Annotated in this window: 15 protein-coding genes and 1 pseudogene; 12 read left to right on the top strand and 4 right to left on the bottom strand. The window is 47.8% G+C overall.

Features of this window, described 5'->3' with window-relative positions; genetic code table 11:
• From HMPREF3139_RS11120 to dcd, 6 genes and pseudogenes are all read left to right on the top strand, one after another.
• Positions 1 to 325: pseudogene (locus HMPREF3139_RS11120) on the top strand (hypothetical protein); the annotation flags it as partial.
• A gap of 31 nt (positions 326 to 356) precedes the next feature.
• Complete coding sequence (locus HMPREF3139_RS11355) at positions 357 to 509, top strand: hypothetical protein (protein ID WP_283127022.1); 153 nt, start codon at positions 357 to 359, stop codon at positions 507 to 509.
• 124 nt (positions 510 to 633) lie between these two features.
• Positions 634 to 1,206, top strand: coding sequence for a hypothetical protein (locus HMPREF3139_RS11350; protein WP_070462023.1), 573 nt, complete (start codon positions 634 to 636; stop codon positions 1,204 to 1,206).
• A complete protein-coding gene (locus tag HMPREF3139_RS10400) occupies positions 1,206 to 1,988 on the top strand; it encodes an ADP-ribosylglycohydrolase family protein (protein ID WP_070462021.1) in 783 nt (260 codons plus the stop codon). The genes HMPREF3139_RS11350 and HMPREF3139_RS10400 overlap by 1 nt, the downstream gene beginning before the upstream one ends.
• 22 nt (positions 1,989 to 2,010) lie before the next feature.
• The gene (locus tag HMPREF3139_RS10395) at positions 2,011 to 2,442 is read left to right on the top strand and encodes an MORN repeat-containing protein (RefSeq protein WP_070462019.1); all 432 of its coding nucleotides are present in this window, start codon (positions 2,011 to 2,013) and stop codon (positions 2,440 to 2,442) included.
• A gap of 125 nt (positions 2,443 to 2,567) precedes the next feature.
• Positions 2,568 to 3,134, top strand: coding sequence for a dCTP deaminase (gene dcd, locus HMPREF3139_RS10390; RefSeq protein WP_003680541.1), 567 nt, complete (start codon positions 2,568 to 2,570; stop codon positions 3,132 to 3,134).
• Between the two features lie 55 nt (positions 3,135 to 3,189).
• Here the strand turns inward: dcd and HMPREF3139_RS10385 are convergent, their stop codons facing one another.
• A complete protein-coding gene (locus tag HMPREF3139_RS10385) occupies positions 3,190 to 4,011 on the bottom strand; it encodes a posphoenolpyruvate synthetase regulatory kinase/phosphorylase PpsR (RefSeq protein ID WP_036491303.1) in 822 nt (273 codons plus the stop codon).
• 417 nt (positions 4,012 to 4,428) lie between these two features.
• Between HMPREF3139_RS10385 and ppsA the strand changes: the two genes are divergently transcribed.
• From ppsA to HMPREF3139_RS10370, 3 genes are all read left to right on the top strand, one after another.
• Entirely contained in the window at positions 4,429 to 6,813 is a 2,385-nt protein-coding gene (gene ppsA, locus HMPREF3139_RS10380) for a phosphoenolpyruvate synthase (protein ID WP_070462017.1), read from the top strand.
• Between the two features lie 270 nt (positions 6,814 to 7,083).
• A complete protein-coding gene (locus tag HMPREF3139_RS10375; RefSeq protein ID WP_070462015.1) occupies positions 7,084 to 7,788 on the top strand; it encodes a peptidoglycan DD-metalloendopeptidase family protein in 705 nt (234 codons plus the stop codon).
• Between the two features lie 170 nt (positions 7,789 to 7,958).
• Positions 7,959 to 8,441, top strand: coding sequence for a hypothetical protein (locus HMPREF3139_RS10370; RefSeq protein ID WP_070462013.1), 483 nt, complete (start codon positions 7,959 to 7,961; stop codon positions 8,439 to 8,441).
• 60 nt (positions 8,442 to 8,501) lie between these two features.
• Here HMPREF3139_RS10370 and HMPREF3139_RS10365 read toward each other — a convergent pair whose 3' ends face one another.
• On the bottom strand, positions 8,502 to 8,696 hold the full coding sequence (locus HMPREF3139_RS10365) for a YbdD/YjiX family protein (RefSeq protein WP_049343946.1): 195 nt from the start codon (positions 8,694 to 8,696) through the stop codon (positions 8,502 to 8,504).
• A complete protein-coding gene (locus HMPREF3139_RS10360) occupies positions 8,686 to 10,767 on the bottom strand; it encodes a carbon starvation CstA family protein (protein ID WP_070462011.1) in 2,082 nt (693 codons plus the stop codon). Before HMPREF3139_RS10360 ends, HMPREF3139_RS10365 begins: the two co-directional genes overlap by 11 nt.
• A 330-nt stretch (positions 10,768 to 11,097) precedes the next feature.
• Here HMPREF3139_RS10360 and HMPREF3139_RS10355 point away from each other — a divergent pair, with 330 nt between their 5' ends.
• Positions 11,098 to 11,841: a pseudouridine synthase gene (locus HMPREF3139_RS10355; RefSeq protein ID WP_070462009.1), complete on the top strand. Its 744-nt coding sequence runs from the start codon at positions 11,098 to 11,100 to the stop codon at positions 11,839 to 11,841.
• 59 nt (positions 11,842 to 11,900) lie between these two features.
• On the opposite strand, the gene alr is transcribed toward HMPREF3139_RS10355, so the two are convergent.
• Entirely contained in the window at positions 11,901 to 12,959 is a 1,059-nt protein-coding gene (alr, locus tag HMPREF3139_RS10350) for an alanine racemase (protein WP_070462007.1), read from the bottom strand.
• A gap of 216 nt (positions 12,960 to 13,175) precedes the next feature.
• Between alr and HMPREF3139_RS10345 the strand changes: the two genes are divergently transcribed.
• Together HMPREF3139_RS10345 and HMPREF3139_RS10340 are read left to right on the top strand one after the other, a co-directional pair.
• Entirely contained in the window at positions 13,176 to 13,637 is a 462-nt protein-coding gene (locus tag HMPREF3139_RS10345) for a winged helix-turn-helix transcriptional regulator (protein ID WP_079453694.1), read from the top strand.
• Positions 13,638 to 14,210: 573 nt separating this feature from the next.
• Entirely contained in the window at positions 14,211 to 15,548 is a 1,338-nt protein-coding gene (locus tag HMPREF3139_RS10340) for a GTPase/DUF3482 domain-containing protein (protein ID WP_070462006.1), read from the top strand.
• Positions 15,549 to 15,555: the final 7 nt, after the last annotated feature.

Below are 15,555 nucleotides of genomic sequence, written 5' to 3'. Positions count from 1 at the left end.
TACTTTTTTAGAAATCGAAGCAACGCCTGATTATATAAAACGATACCGTTCATTGTTTCCTGACGACCGTTATCCTGATGATTTGCCGAAACCCTATGTTTCATCTCATATCCTAAGCCCGGTCAGCGTATGCTTTAACAATGGAACAGAACAAGTTTTTCCTAGGTATACGGTAGTAAAACAAGTAGCAGTAGATGAAAACAACCATTTGATCGGGAGTGATAGACATTTGGTTATAAGGGAGGAGAAAGGTGCAGGAATATTATTTCAGCATCCAACAGACAAATGCATTAATGATATTTCCAGCATCTTTCTTATCAGATAGTCGATAGTATTTAATTTTAAAGGTATATGGTATGGCTACAAAAACACAAATCCGGCAGCATTTTTTAAAATTAGGGATGCCTGTTTCGGAAGTTAATCAGATTATTCGGGATTCAATTTTACTGGGGCAAACCCATAACTTTATCAATCAATGGGGGTTAGGGAGTATTCAAGCAATACACTAAATATTCCGGCATATTTTTCCAAAGCAAACTAATTGGCAGTAAAGAAAATAGAAGTATTGTATTCAGTACGGCAGACAAAAGATATCTGACTGCTTCTGATTGGGCTCATGAGTTAGGACATGGTTTGTCGAAAACCATTTCCAAGCTTGATCTTGATATTGATGGAAATCGCAATATAACAGCGAATGAATATGCACGAAGATTTGTTTATGAAGAAGGAAAAGCCGAATACAACCGTTTTCAGTTTGATTTGCGGAACAACCCAAAAGAAACCAAATACGGCTCAAATACAGAAGCAATCAAGGCAATGAACCAGCAACAGGCTGTTGATTATTTTGCCCATAAGATGAAAACCCAAAACCCCAGCGGGCAGCCCGGTGATACTTATTGGACGCTGGCAAAATCTAACTTCTTTGAGAAAACCAATCCAAGCCTGCTAACCGGTAAAACTCCGGCCGAAAAACAAAAAATCCTGCAGGCCGGAATGGATGAGGCGGCACACAGCCATCCAAACAGGTTGTTTGGTGTAGGTGATGAACGGATACGCTTTCAGAAAACCGATCCAAATATGCCGCTTAGTCTGATGCCGATGATGGCACGTGGAAATCCTACGCTGATGGTGGTATTTGTACCTGCCAACAGCCGTTTGGCAGACGGTACGGTAACGACGATAGAAGTATCAGAAAGGATGTCATGATGTTGGGCGCAGTCATCGGCGATATTGCCGGATCACGATTTGAGTTTGACAACTACCGTCACACCGATTTTGACATTTTCAGCCCCGACAGCGACTTTACAGATGACACGATTTGCACTGTTGCCATCGCCGATTGGGTTTTACAAGGCTGCAACGATAATTTGGCCTCTATTTTACAAGGCTGGTGTAGGGCATATCCCTGCGCTAAAGGCGCATATGGCGGCCGCTTCTCACAATGGATAGAATGGAAAGATCCAGAACCTTATAATAGCTGGGGCAACGGCTCGGCCATGCGTGTTTCTGCCGTTGGTTGGACATTTGCCACATTGGAAGAAACCCTGCATTTTGCCGAACAATCCGCTATCGTAACGCACAACCACCCGGAAGGCATTAAAGGTGCGCAAGCCGTAGCCGCCGCCATCTTTTGGGCGCGTACTGGTATAAGCAAAGCGCAAATTAAAGAAAACATTACACGACAATTCGGCTACGACTTGAGCCAAAGTTGCGACCAAATCCGCCCGCATTATCATTTCAACGAAAGCTGTCAGGAAACCGTGCCTCAAGCGATTACTGCCTTTCTTGAAAGCGATGATTTTGAACACGCCATCCGACTGGCAGTTTCCCTTGGCGGAGACAGCGATACCTTGGCGGCCATTACCGGCAGTATTGCCGAAGCCTGCTACGGTATCCCTACGTCTATGCGCGAACACGCTTTAGCCATATTGCCACGCCATATTGCTGAAACCCTGCTGACTTTTGAATCCCAATATCAGGCCGTCTGAAACTGCCTGCAAAAAGGAATGAATGATGAAATACCTCGCCCTACTCCCTATCGCCTTCATGCTGGGCACGCCTGCCATTGCTGAAACCATCAATCCTTATCAGGAAAAAGGTTGCGCTTATGATGGCGATGTCGGCAAAGACGGCAAACCGTCCGGTAAAGGTACATGGAAATGCCAAGACGGCCGCAGTTATGTCGGCACATTTAAAAACGGCAAATTTGACGGCAAAGGCGTATATACCGTTTCCGGCAACGGCGAAACCTTTATCGAACCTTTCTCCTCCAACAGCGCCAAATTACGCAATATGACGCTGGAGGGCGTGTTCAAAAAAGGCAGGGCGCACGGAAACTTTACTGCCTCCCAAAACGGCACACCAGTCTTCATCATGAAATGCGAAGACGGTATGATTAAAGAAGTCAAACTGCCTAAGAAATCTGCTTCCAAAACCAAATAAACAGCCTTTCAGACGGCCTTATCCAGCTTTTAGGCCGTCTGAAACATCAATTGACAAGCCTGTCTAAAGGCTGTCGTGTTGATTTCAAAGAATTTCCAAACAACCCTTACCTCAGGACAACCACCATGAGCATTAAATCCGACAAATGGATACGCCGCATGGCCGAAGAACACGGCATGATTGAGCCGTTCGAGCCCAACCAAATCAAAGAGGCCAACGGTCAACGCATCATTTCCTACGGCACATCCAGCTACGGCTACGACATCCGCTGTGCCAATGAATTTAAAATCTTCACCAATATCAACAGCACCATCGTCGACCCGAAAAACTTCGACCCGAAAAACTTCGTTACAGTCGAAGATGACTGCTGCATCATTCCGCCCAACTCCTTTGCTTTGGCGCGCACAGTCGAATATTTCCGCATCCCGCGCAACGTCCTGACTGTCTGCTTAGGGAAATCCACTTACGCACGCTGCGGCATCATCGTCAACGTTACCCCGTTTGAGCCAGAGTGGGAAGGCTACGTTACGCTTGAGTTTTCCAACACCACCCCCCTGCCTGCCAAAATCTATGCCGGCGAAGGCGTGGCTCAAGTCTTGTTCTTTGAAAGCGATGAAGTCTGCGAAACTTCATACAAAGACCGCAACGGCAAATACATGGGACAAACCGGTGTTACCCTGCCTAAGACTTAATACACAAAATAAAAAAAGGCCGTCTGAAATTTCAGACGGCCTTTTATCATTTCATTTAGAAACGGCGTTTCAGCTTGCAAGCCTGCAAGATATGAACGGCGAGTTCTTCCACAGATTTATCGGTTGTATTGGTAAACGGCACACCGTGGCGTTTGAACATATTTTGCGCATCGGCAATCTCGCTGCGGCAAGTATCGATTTTGGCATAAGTCGAATTAGGACGGCGCTCCTGACGGATTGCCTGCAAGCGTTCAGGCTGAATGGTCAAACCAAACAGCTTGTCTTTATAAGGCTTGACCATACGCGGCAAATCTGTGGATTCCAAATCATCAGGAATCAATGGATAGTTGGCGGCACGGATACCGTATTGCAAGGCCAGATAGAGACAAGTCGGCGTTTTGCCGGAACGGGACACGCCCATCAAAATCACATCCGCTTCCTGCAGGTTTTTATCGCTGACGCCGTCATCATGATTCAGTGAAAAATTGACCGCCTCCATACGCGCATCATAGCGTTGGGTATTGCCGATACTGTGGTGCCCCTGCCGGGCGGCAACCGCCTCCGTATTGAGTTCCTTTTCCAAAAGACCGAGAAAGGTTTCAAAGAAATTAATATGGAACGCATTGGCTTTCTTGATGATTTCACGGATTTCGTCATTGACCACACTGACAAAAGCAATCGGGCGCACGCCGAATTTTTCAGCTGACTGGTTGACTTTGTCTACAACAGCACGCGCTTTTTCAGGCGTATCGATAAACGGATAGGTATGGCGTTTGAACTCAACATTGCCAAATTGGTTCAGCAAGGCTTCACCGATATTTTCAGCGGTCAGGCCGGTTCGGTCGGAAATATAGAAGACTTGGCGTGGATCAGTCATAATGAATCCTCTTGAGGGTAACGTTTCAGACGGCAATCATAGCAGTTACAGCCTTTGCAATAAAGCGATTCCCGACAGATTACACAGGATTACAACAAATTTGAACAATTTTTAAATTGGCACAAAATTTTATTTTTTTCTATTTTGTAGAATTTTATTCTAAAATTGCAAAATAAATCTTGTTTATCAAATTTATTAACTTATTTTGTTTTCCATATTTAACAAGAAGATAACACGTAAAAACATGAATCTGATATTCACATTTCAGAAGGCTACACGCCTGAAAAGCACAATATCACAGACGAATTTGTGATTTTTAAAAAGATAAAACACATGACAGCCATCAAACGAATGGCTACAATAAGCAGGCGGATTTGTTTCTTTTTTAACATTTTTTGGATTGGATTGGACACACAAATGGCCGAAAACTACGTTATTTGGTTTGAAAACCTGCGTATGACTGACGTTGAGCGAGTGGGCGGTAAAAATGCCTCTTTGGGCGAAATGATCAGCCAACTGACTGAAAAAGGCGTGCGCGTTCCCGGCGGTTTTGCAACCACAGCCGAAGCTTATCGTGCTTTCCTGGCTCACAATGGTCTGAGCGAGCGTATTTCCGAAGCCCTGAAACAACTGGATGTTGAAGACGTTGCCGAGTTGGCGCGCGTGGGTAAAGAAATCCGTCAATGGATTTTGGATACTCCGTTCCCTGACCAGCTGGATGCTGAAATCGAAACAGCTTGGAACAAAATGGTTGCTGATGCCGGCGGTGCGGACATTTCCGTTGCCGTACGTTCTTCCGCAACAGCAGAAGACTTGCCGGACGCTTCTTTCGCCGGCCAACAAGAAACCTTCCTGAATATCAATGGCTTGGATAACGTTAAAGAAGCCATGCACCATGTATTTGCTTCCCTGTACAACGACCGTGCCATTTCTTACCGTGTCCACAAAGGCTTCGAACACGACATCGTTGCCCTTTCCGCAGGCGTACAACGCATGGTGCGCTCTGACAGCGGTGCTTCCGGTGTGATGTTTACCATCGATACCGAATCTGGTTACGACCAAGTCGTTTTCGTTACCTCTTCTTACGGCCTGGGCGAAAACGTCGTACAAGGCGCGGTAAACCCTGACGAATTCTATGTATTCAAACCTACTTTGAAAGCAGGCAAACCGGCTATCCTGCGCAAAACCATGGGTTCGAAACAAATCAAAATGATCTTTACCGACAAAGCCGAAGCCGGTAAATCTGTAACCAACGTTGATGTACCTGCAGAAGACCGTCAACGCTTCTCCATTACCGACGCCGAAGTAACCGAGTTGGCTCATTACGCGCTGACCATCGAAAAACACTACGGCCGCCCAATGGACATCGAATGGGGCCGCGACGGCTTGGATGGCAAACTCTACATCCTGCAAGCGCGTCCTGAAACCGTGAAATCTCAAGAAGACGGCAGCCGCAATCTGCGCCGCTTCTCTATCAACGGCGAAAAAGTCGTCTTGTGCGAAGGCCGAGCCATCGGTCAAAAAGTTGGCCAAGGTAAAGTTCGCTTGGTGAAAGATGCTTCCGAGATGGATTCCGTTGAAGCAGGCGACGTACTCGTTACCGACATGACCGACCCGGATTGGGAACCGGTGATGAAACGTGCTTCTGCCATCGTGACCAACCGTGGCGGCCGTACCTGCCACGCAGCGATTATCGCGCGTGAATTGGGTATTCCGGCTGTTGTAGGTTGTGGCGATGCTACCGATCTGCTTTCAGACGGCCAAGAAGTTACCGTATCTTGTGCCGAAGGCGATACCGGCTTCATCTACTCCGGCCTGCTGGACGTACAAGTTACCGATGTTGCTTTGGACAACATGCCTAAAGCCCCTGTCAAAGTGATGATGAACGTTGGTAACCCTGAATTGGCATTCAGCTTCGCCAACCTGCCTAGCGAAGGTATCGGCTTGGCACGTATGGAATTTATTATCAACCGTCAAATCGGTATCCACCCTAAAGCCTTGTTGGAATTTGACAAACAAGACGACGAGTTGAAAGCTGAAATTACCCGCCGCATCGCCGGCTACGCTTCTCCTGTTGACTTCTATGTCGATAAAATCGCGGAAGGTGTGGCAACTTTGGCTGCTTCGGTTTATCCACGCAAAACCATCGTTCGTATGTCTGACTTCAAATCCAACGAGTACGCTAACTTGGTGGGTGGCAGCATCTACGAACCTCACGAAGAAAACCCAATGTTGGGCTTCCGTGGTGCAGCGCGTTATGTAGCCGATAACTTCAAAGACTGCTTCGCACTCGAGTGTAAAGCCTTGAAACGCGTTCGCGATGAAATGGGTTTGACCAACGTCGAAATCATGATTCCATTCGTTCGTACTTTGGGTGAAGCAGAAGCTGTTGTTAAAGCCCTGAAAGAAAACGGTTTGGAACGCGGCAAAAACGGTCTGCGCCTGATCATGATGTGCGAATTGCCAAGCAACGCGGTATTGGCAGAACAATTCCTGCAATACTTCGACGGCTTCTCCATCGGCTCTAACGACATGACCCAGCTGACCCTCGGCCTCGACCGTGACAGCGGCTTGGTATCCGACTCCTTTGACGAACGTAATCCTGCCGTTAAAGTGATGTTGCACTTGGCAATCTCTGCCTGCCGCAAACAAAATAAATACGTCGGCATTTGCGGTCAAGGTCCATCAGACCATCCGGACTTTGCCAAATGGCTGGTTGAAGAAGGTATCGAAAGCGTATCGCTCAACCCTGATACCGTTATTGAAACCTGGCTGTATCTGGCTAACGAATTGAACAAATAAGTTCGATAATACAAAAATCCCCTGCCCGTTTATCCCGGCAGGGGATTTTTATTGCCTTATTCAATGCCGTCTGAAAAAACTTTCACTTTCTTTTACCTTATCAAAAAAATCCTTTATCATCAAAATGATAAAAAAATATGCCGACATATTCACAAATTTTCAATGTTAATATACTGCCTTTATGCAGTTTATTCCATGCCTTTTGAGTGAACCTTTTTCAACTCTTCCTATCTATCATACACAGCATAACGATACATTTAGAAACAACCCATGAATACAAACTTTATTTCCACCTTTCAGACGGCCTTGAAACGTCTGGCACTCATCAGCACCATTGCCGTCTTAGCAGCCTGCGCCGGCAACAATACCTCTTCCAACCGCGCCGTACCCGACGGCTACTACAAAGTCCGCCCCGGCGATACCCTGACCCAAATCGCCAAACGCTACGGACAAAACGTCAATACACTGGTTGCATGGAACAATCTTCCCAACGCCTCACAAATCGAAGTCGGTCAAGTATTGCGCGTCCGCCGTCATGTCGCCCCACGCAGCACCGCAACACAGCAACGCCAAACTACTGCCGTTACTCCGATCAACCGATTGAACCTGCAATGGCCGACCGATAACGCCTCATCCTCCATTATCCAACGCTACAACGGCACAACCAGCAAAGGCATAGATATTGCAGGCACGCAAGGCCAACAAATCCGTTCTGCCGCAGCCGGTACCGTCATCTACGTTGGCGAAGAAGTCCGCGGCTACGGCAAGCTGATTTTAATCAGCCACAACGATTACACCATTACCGCCTATGCCCACAACGACACGCTTTTGGTACAAAAAGATCAAAAAGTCCAAGCAGGTCAAGTTATCGCCACCATGGGCAGCAGCGATACAGACAGCGTCAAGCTTCATTTTGAAGTTCGTCTAAACGGCAAAGCAGTCGATCCCCTGCCTTATTTGACCAGAACAAATTAATACCTTAATCAAAAGGCCGTCTGAATAGCAGTATTTCAGACGGCCTTTTGATTATCTTGCTATAACAGCTATTTCAACAAAATCTTTTCCTATTTAACTTATGTTGATTGAGTGTAAATGCCGTTATACAATAACAACTCTTTTTAACATTCCATTTCAGGTACCCTACTATGTCTCCTAACCGTATCCTTGCAACCGCATTCTTGTTTGCGTCTGCATTCGCCAGCGCGGATGTCCATATTGATGAAAGCATCCCTTACCGCGATGAAGAAGAAATCGATACCCGTATTGTTTCCGAGTGTTTAGAAGTGGGCGGCATCATGTCCAAATCTTTGCAAGAAACTGCAGCCAAAAGCGATGTAACGGTTGTCCGTGACGGTAAAAAACAAGGCACATACGCAGATATCGCCATTACTTCGGCCATGAGTGCAGGCAATGCCTTTATCAGTCACGCCAAAGGTATGGCTGTTTCAGCCACTTTGTATGTTGACGGTAAACAAGTTGGCAAAAAAACCTTTACCCGCAATTCTTCCGGCGGTATGTTTGGCGCTTATAAAAGCTCTTGTGCCGTCTTGAACCGTACTTCCAAAGTATTGGGTTCTGACATTGCCCAATGGGTTGTCCGCGAACAAAAAAACGCTCAAGATAAATAATTTATCGAACTAAAAAGGCCATCTGAAAGTATTTTCAGACGGCCTTTTTTCATGCCTTCATTAACAACAGCGTCCGCCGTTGCTACCGCAACGGCGTTTGCGGCAGTAGTCTTGGAATTGCAGCTCGGTCATGACCGGCGCATTGGGATTATGTTTGCGCTGGCGGGCAACGTAGTTTTCATAATCTGGGACACCGGCCATCAAGTTTGCTGTCAACTTGATGGTTTTCCACCAAGAGGCAAGCTTATGCTTCATTCTGAGCCTCCGGCTGTTTACCGTCGCGGTACACTGCTGGAATTTCTTTAGCAGTTGGCCAGCCGACTTTGCGGGCTTTCATGGCGGTACGGAAACCGTACACGGCGACAATCACGACAACTGCCAGGAACAAAGCGGTCAGACCGGCATTGATTTGGTCGTTGAAGATGATTTGTGACATTTCGCCAATGTCTTTAGCAGGAGCAAGGACTTCGCCTGAAGCCAAGGCATCGCGGTATTTGCCTGCGTGAGCCAAGAAGCTGATGCGCGGGTCGCTGTGGAACAGTTTTTGCAAACCGGCATAGCAGGTTACAAACAATACGCCGAAAGCAGGAACCAAAGTTACCCAAACATAGCGGTCGCGTTTCATTTTCACCAATACAACGGTACACATAATCAACGCTACGCCTGCAAGCATTTGGTTGGCGATACCGAACAACGGCCAGAGCGAGTTGATACCACCCAGAGGGTCGGTTACGCCGGTATAGAGGAAGTAACCCCACAATGCCACGGCAAAGAATGTTGCAACCAAGTTGGCAGGGATAGAGTCGGTATTACCGAATGGTTTGTAGAAGATACTGCCCAAGTCTTGAATCATGAAACGGGCAACGCGTGTACCTGCGTCAACCGCGGTCAAGATGAACAAGGCTTCAAACAGCAAGGCAAAGTGATACCAGAACGCCATCATGGCTTCGCCCGGAATCAGACGGCTCATGATGTGTGCCATACCGACTGCAAGGGTTGGTGCGCCACCTGCACGGGACAGAATGGTGTTTTCGCCCACTTCTCTAGCAGTGTGCAACAAGGTTGCGGCATCAACAGGGAAGTTCAGTTTAGTGGTAATGACTTCGGCAGCTGTGTTGGCATCTGTACCAATCAGCGCGGCCGGGCTGTTCATCGCGAAGTACACGCCTGGATCAAGCGAAGCGGCAGCAGCCAGAGCCATAATGGCCACAAAGCTTTCCATAATCATGCCACCGTAACCGATCATGCGGACGTGGGTTTCGTTTTCCACCATTTTTGGCGTAGTACCTGAAGAAATCAACGCATGGAAGCCTGAAACCGCACCACAAGCAATGGTAATGAATAAGAATGGGAACAATGCACCAGAGAATACTGGGCCTGAACCGTCAATAAAGTGGGTAACTGCAGGCATTTGCAGAGTCGGGTTAACAATAACGATACCCAAAGCCAAAGCTGCAATCGTACCGATTTTCAGGAAGGTAGACAGATAGTCGCGCGGAGTCAGCAAGAGCCAAACCGGCAATACGGAAGCCACGAAACCGTAAATCATAATCGCCCAAGTCAGCTGAATGCCATCAAGGTCGAACCAATGGCCGAAGGAGCTGTGGGCAACATCTTCACCGTAAATCACAGCCAACATCAGCAAAATAAAGCCGACGATGGAAATCTCGCCAATTTTGCCCGGACGGATGTAACGGGTGTAGATACCCATAAACAGGGCAATCGGCATAGTCGCTGCGATGGTGAACGTACCCCAAGGGCTGTGAACCAATGCTTTCACAACGATCAGCGCCAACACCGCCATAATGATGACCATAATCATCAAAATACCGATGGATGCAATCACGCCGGGAACAGTACCGAGTTCTTGTTTCACGATATCGCCCAAAGACTTACCGTCACGGCGCATAGAAACAAACAGTACCATCATATCCTGTACGGCACCGGCAAATACCACGCCGAAGATAATCCACAAAGTACCGGGCAGATAACCCATTTGCGCTGCCAATACAGGACCAACCAAAGGACCTGCGCCGGCAATAGCGGCAAAGTGGTGGCCGAACAGTACGCCTTTATGTGTGGGAACATAGTCCAAGCCGTCATTGTGGCGTTCTGCCGGAGTCAGACGGTTAGGATCAAGCTGCATCACACGGTTGGCAATGTAAAGACTGTAAAAACGGTAGGCAATGCAGTATACCGAAATGGCGGCCGTAACCATCCAAATCGCACTGACACGCTCGCCGCGACTGAGGGCCAAAGTGGTAAAGGAGGCCAGGCCGACCAAAACCACAATGCCCCAAATCAAAAATGATTTGAGCGATTTCATTGATTTATCCTTAAAACGTGATGCACCAAGGCTTGCTTTAGCGACAAACTGCCTTAATGCGCTTCAGAAAGACCAGTCATTATAGTCTTCATGATTTCATGAGTGAAATGTCATTTCAACCCCAATTCGACTGAAAACAAAATGATTAGTTCGTCCGTAAGGTTAACACAAACAGACAATATACCCTTCATTTTTTACTTCAAAACCAAATATTCCTTAACATATAGCAAACGAAAGGCCGTCTGAAAACCCAAATATTCAGTTTTCAGACGGCCTGACAAACAGTCAATGCTATAATCCGACATTCCCATTTCTCTATATTGCCATACCATGCAAAACAACGATTCCGAAACCATGCGCCTCTCCAAACGCATGGCGCAATTAGGCTTATGCTCGCGCCGCGAGGCAGACAGCTACATCGAGCAAGGCTGGGTCAAAGTAAACGGCCAAACCGCCGTACTCGGTCAAAAAGTCACCGAGCGCGACCGCATCGACCTCAACAAACAAGCCCATGAAAAACAAGCAGCGCGTGTAACCATCCTTCTGAATAAACCCGTCGGCTACGTCAGCGCGCAGGCAGAAAAAGGCTATAAATCTGCCGCAGAACTCATTACCGCCGACAACCATTGGGAAGGCGACGACAGCCGTATCCCTTTCAGCGAAAAGCACAAATTCGGCTTAGCCCCTGCCGGCCGCTTGGACATTGACTCTGTCGGATTGTTGGTACTCACTCAGGACGGCCGCATTGCCAAACAACTGATTGGCGAAAACAGCAGCAGCGAAAAAGAATACCTCGTCCGCGTCCGCGGCAAACTGGACGACAAAGGCCTCGCCCTGCTCAACCACGGCTTGAGTTTGGACGGAGAAAAATTGCGTCCCGCCAAAGTCGAATGGCAAAACGAAGACCAGTTGCGCTTTATTTTGCGACAAGGCAAAAAACGACAAATCCGCCGCATGTGCGAACTTGTCGGCCTGCGCGTCATCGGTTTGAAACGCATCCGCATGGGCAAAGTCAAACTTGGCCGACTGCCGCCGGGCAAATGGCGTTATTTACGCGCTGACGAATCGTTTTAATTGCAGATAACAAAAAGGCCATCTGAAAACACATTTCAGACGGCCTGATCTTTTACTGCTTACTCGATATAAGTAAACTTCGCACGTTTAATATTGCAAAGGATTTCGTACGGAATCATACCGGCAACTTCGGAAACTTCATTGATATTAATCACATCGCCCCAAAGCTCGACTTCCGCACCCAAGCCCTCTTTCGAGGCTTCCAGTTCAACCGTAATCATATCCATAGATACCCTGCCGATAATACGGCTACGCTTACCATCCACGGCCACAGGGGAATTAGTAGAAGCGCGACGCGGATAACCGTCGGCATAACCGCAGGCAATCAAACCGACACGGGTAGATTTGCTGGTGTAGAACGTTGCGCCGTAGCCAATCGGAGAATGCGGCTGCAACACGCGCTCGCCGAAAACACGGGAAGTCAGGCGCATAACCGGTTTCAAATGATCATCCACGCCACCGAAAGGCGAAATACCATATAAAGCCAGACCGGCACGTCCCCAATCGCGGCGCGCTTCAGGCACGTTCAAAATCGCGGCGGAATTGGCCAAACTCTCTTCGCCTTCCAAACCTTCACACGCCAAATCAAACGCTTCAAGCTGCATTTCGGTCATGCCGTTTTCCGGTTCGTCCGCGCAGGAAAAATGGCTGAATTTCACAATATTTTCAACCGATTCGGATTGTTTCAATGCAGTATAGGCAGCGGCATAATTGTGTGGAAAGAAACCGGCACGGTGCATACCAGAGTCCATTTTCAGCCATACAGTTGTCGGATGTTGCCACTCATGATGCACAAATGCCTCCAGTTGCCATTGGCTGCCGATTGCCGGCCACAAATCATAACGGTCAACATCCGCATACTCCGCAGCATCAAATACGCCTTCCAACAAAACAATCGGGTTTTTAATGCCGTTTTGACGCAGTTCCACGCCTTCATCTACCGTTGCTACCGCAAAGCCGTCGGCAATATCCGCCAACGCGTGTGCACATCTGACCGCGCCATGACCGTAAGCATCGGCCTTAATCACAGCCAACAATTTATTGCCATGCAACTCTTTGAGAAAACGATAATTTTGACGTAAATTATCCAAACGGATTTGCGCATTGAGCGGACGCATAATGTATTCCTCTTATCGGCATTCCGTTTCAGACGGCCTGCCCCATTACTTTGAAGCAAATATTATAGGTCAAAAACTACACAGGATTCCATGAAATCCACAAGAATAATCTATTCATAATTTAGACCTCATGCGCACCTTTAGGCATTTATGCTTCTTCTCAGCCTGTTTTAAGGTTATGATTCAATCCAAATGAAAACGACAGACATCAAGGCCATGAAAGAACTCGACAAAACCGACTTAAAAATTCTCAAGCTCCTACAACAAAACGCACGTATCCCCATGACCGAATTGGCTGAAAAAGTCGGCCTCTCCACCACGCCGGTAACCGAACGCGTCCGCCGTTTGGAACGCGACAACCTTATCACCGGCTATCACGCCCATCTGAATCCTCATGCTTTAGGCCAAAGCCTATTGGTCTTTGTCGAGCTGAAACTACGTTCCAAATCCGGCAATATTTTTGAAGACTTCAAACGCGAAGTACTGAAGATTCCGCAAATTCTGGAATGCCACTTAGTCTCCGGCGAATACGACTACCTTATCAAAGTCCGCCTGCCCAATATGTCTGCCTATCGCGATATGCTCGGCAATATCCTGCTGCAACTGCCGGCTGCGTCCGAAAGCCGCAGCTATGTTGTCATGGAAGAAGTCAAAGAAGAAGTAGTATTAGACATCTAATTCTATTCAACACACAAATGCCGTCTGAAATATTACAACATTCAGACGGCCTTTATTTTAAATAGGCAAAAAAAAATGCACACATCCGACAGAATGTGTGCCAAGTCTACAAAGGAGAAATAGAGGAGAAACTATTAACTGACTACTCGAACCAGCTAACGAAACGAATTATGCAACAAGAGACTCAACCGCGCAAGTATTTTTCTTGTAAAGTTTCTTAATTATTCGATTTACAGATTTTAAATGTAATCATATTTCAATATAGATAAAAAAATGCGCATACCGTTTTGATATGCGCCAAGTCTACAAAGGAGAAATAGAGGAGAAAAATCAAGCTGCATCAAGCAACTCAACGGCGCGAATTATCCTAGCCTTCTACCCTCCTGTCAACTGTTTTCCTATCTATTTTCAAGTATTTTGCTAAAAAACAACAAAGTCGCTATTCCCCTCTTTTTCTTGCTATTTTCGCCCATATATAAAAAATTTAGGGCCGTCTGAAACATATATTGCCACTAAAGATAAACGGCTCCATACTCACACATTCATAGTCCATATCAACCCGACCCAAAGACCATGACCACCCCACTTTCCCTTGCCGTCGTCGGCCATACCAATACAGGCAAAACCTCGCTCTTACGTACGCTTTTGCGCGACAGTACCTTCGGCGAAGTGAAAAACGCGCCATCCACCACGCGCCATGTCGAAGAAGCCCTCATAAACGACGGTGACGACAGCTTGGTTTACCTCTACGACACCCCTGGCCTTGAAGATGCCGGCGGCGTATTGGACTGGCTGGAAACCCACACATCCGCACGCGATGACGGTATCGAACGCATCCAGCAATTCCTCAGCAGTCATGAGGCGCATCACGAGTTCAACCAAGAGGCCAAAGTGCTGCGCCAAGTCATGCAAAGCGATATGGCCATGTACGTCATCGACGCGCGGGAACCCGTCCTCGACAAATACAAAGACGAGCTGACCATTTTATCTTGGTGCGCCAAGCCCATCATGCCCGTGTTCAACTTCACCCAAAATCAAGACCTGAGCGCTTGGACCAATATGCTCGCCCGCAGAAACCTGCATGTTTACGCCGGTTTCGATACCGTTGCCTTCGACTTTGAAGGCGAAATCCGATTGTGGGACAACCTTGCCACCATGTTACCTAAGCGCGACATCCTCGACCGCCTCATCAATATGCGCCGTCGCGAGTGGCAACGGCTGGATACGGAAGCGCGCCGTGAAATTGCCGATTTTCTGCTGGATGCCGCCGCATTTACCCAAGAAATTGCCGAAAACGACGACCCTGCCCCGACTTTGGAGGTCATGCAATCGGAAATCCGACAACTTGAGCGGCAAATGCAACAACGCCTGTTCACACTTTACCGCTTCTATCACGACGAAGTCGGCAGCGACAGCACATGGATGCCCAAAGCCTTCAAACAAGATCCGTTTGACAGCGAATTGCTCAAACATTACGGCATCCGTACCGGTACCGGCGCAACCGCAGGTGCACTCATCGGATTAGGCTTGGATATTGCCACGCTTGGCGGCTCGCTTGGTTTGGGTACAGCCATCGGCGGCCTGTTGGGCGGTATTTTGCCCAATGCCCAAGACATCACCGACAAAATCAACGGCCGACAAACCCTGCATACCGATCCGGAAACCCTTACCCTACTCGCCGCACGCGCACTGGATTTGTTGCACGTCTTGCAAACGCGCGGCCATGCGGCTCAATCGCATATCGAGCTAAAAGAACGCAAAGCGCCATGGAATGCGGCCAAATTGCCAAGCGAACTCAACAAAGCACGAAGCAACCGCAAATGGTCTTCGCTCAACACACACCAGCCCGAACTCAGCCGTAACGAACGCGCAGCCTATGTCGGTTCTTTAAGCGAGAAATTAAAAGCTTAGAATTGCG

Source organism: Neisseria sp. HMSC15G01, from assembly GCF_001808255.1.
Taxonomy (GTDB): Bacteria; Pseudomonadota; Gammaproteobacteria; order Burkholderiales; family Neisseriaceae; genus Neisseria; species Neisseria subflava_A.
The sequence above is the reverse complement of the archived record's forward strand: the minus strand, read 5'-3'. Positions and strand labels throughout refer to the sequence as shown.

Excerpts from the sequence above, each read along its gene's own strand:
- HMPREF3139_RS11355 (WP_283127022.1), top strand. The coding sequence starts at position 357 with ATGGCTACAAAAACACAAATCCGGCAGCATTTTTTAAAATTAGGGATG.
- HMPREF3139_RS10400 (WP_070462021.1), top strand. The coding sequence starts at position 1,206 with ATGTTGGGCGCAGTCATCGGCGATATTGCCGGATCACGATTTGAGTTT.
- HMPREF3139_RS10395 (WP_070462019.1), top strand. The coding sequence starts at position 2,011 with ATGATGAAATACCTCGCCCTACTCCCTATCGCCTTCATGCTGGGCACG.
- dcd (WP_003680541.1), top strand. The coding sequence starts at position 2,568 with ATGAGCATTAAATCCGACAAATGGATACGCCGCATGGCCGAAGAACAC.
- HMPREF3139_RS10385 (WP_036491303.1), bottom strand. The coding sequence starts at position 4,011 with ATGACTGATCCACGCCAAGTCTTCTATATTTCCGACCGAACCGGCCTG.
- ppsA (WP_070462017.1), top strand. The coding sequence starts at position 4,429 with ATGGCCGAAAACTACGTTATTTGGTTTGAAAACCTGCGTATGACTGAC.
- HMPREF3139_RS10375 (WP_070462015.1), top strand. The coding sequence starts at position 7,084 with ATGAATACAAACTTTATTTCCACCTTTCAGACGGCCTTGAAACGTCTG.
- HMPREF3139_RS10370 (WP_070462013.1), top strand. The coding sequence starts at position 7,959 with ATGTCTCCTAACCGTATCCTTGCAACCGCATTCTTGTTTGCGTCTGCA.
- HMPREF3139_RS10365 (WP_049343946.1), bottom strand. The coding sequence starts at position 8,696 with ATGAAGCATAAGCTTGCCTCTTGGTGGAAAACCATCAAGTTGACAGCA.
- HMPREF3139_RS10360 (WP_070462011.1), bottom strand. The coding sequence starts at position 10,767 with ATGAAATCGCTCAAATCATTTTTGATTTGGGGCATTGTGGTTTTGGTC.
- HMPREF3139_RS10355 (WP_070462009.1), top strand. The coding sequence starts at position 11,098 with ATGCAAAACAACGATTCCGAAACCATGCGCCTCTCCAAACGCATGGCG.
- alr (WP_070462007.1), bottom strand. The coding sequence starts at position 12,959 with ATGCGTCCGCTCAATGCGCAAATCCGTTTGGATAATTTACGTCAAAAT.
- HMPREF3139_RS10345 (WP_079453694.1), top strand. The coding sequence starts at position 13,176 with ATGAAAGAACTCGACAAAACCGACTTAAAAATTCTCAAGCTCCTACAA.
- HMPREF3139_RS10340 (WP_070462006.1), top strand. The coding sequence starts at position 14,211 with ATGACCACCCCACTTTCCCTTGCCGTCGTCGGCCATACCAATACAGGC.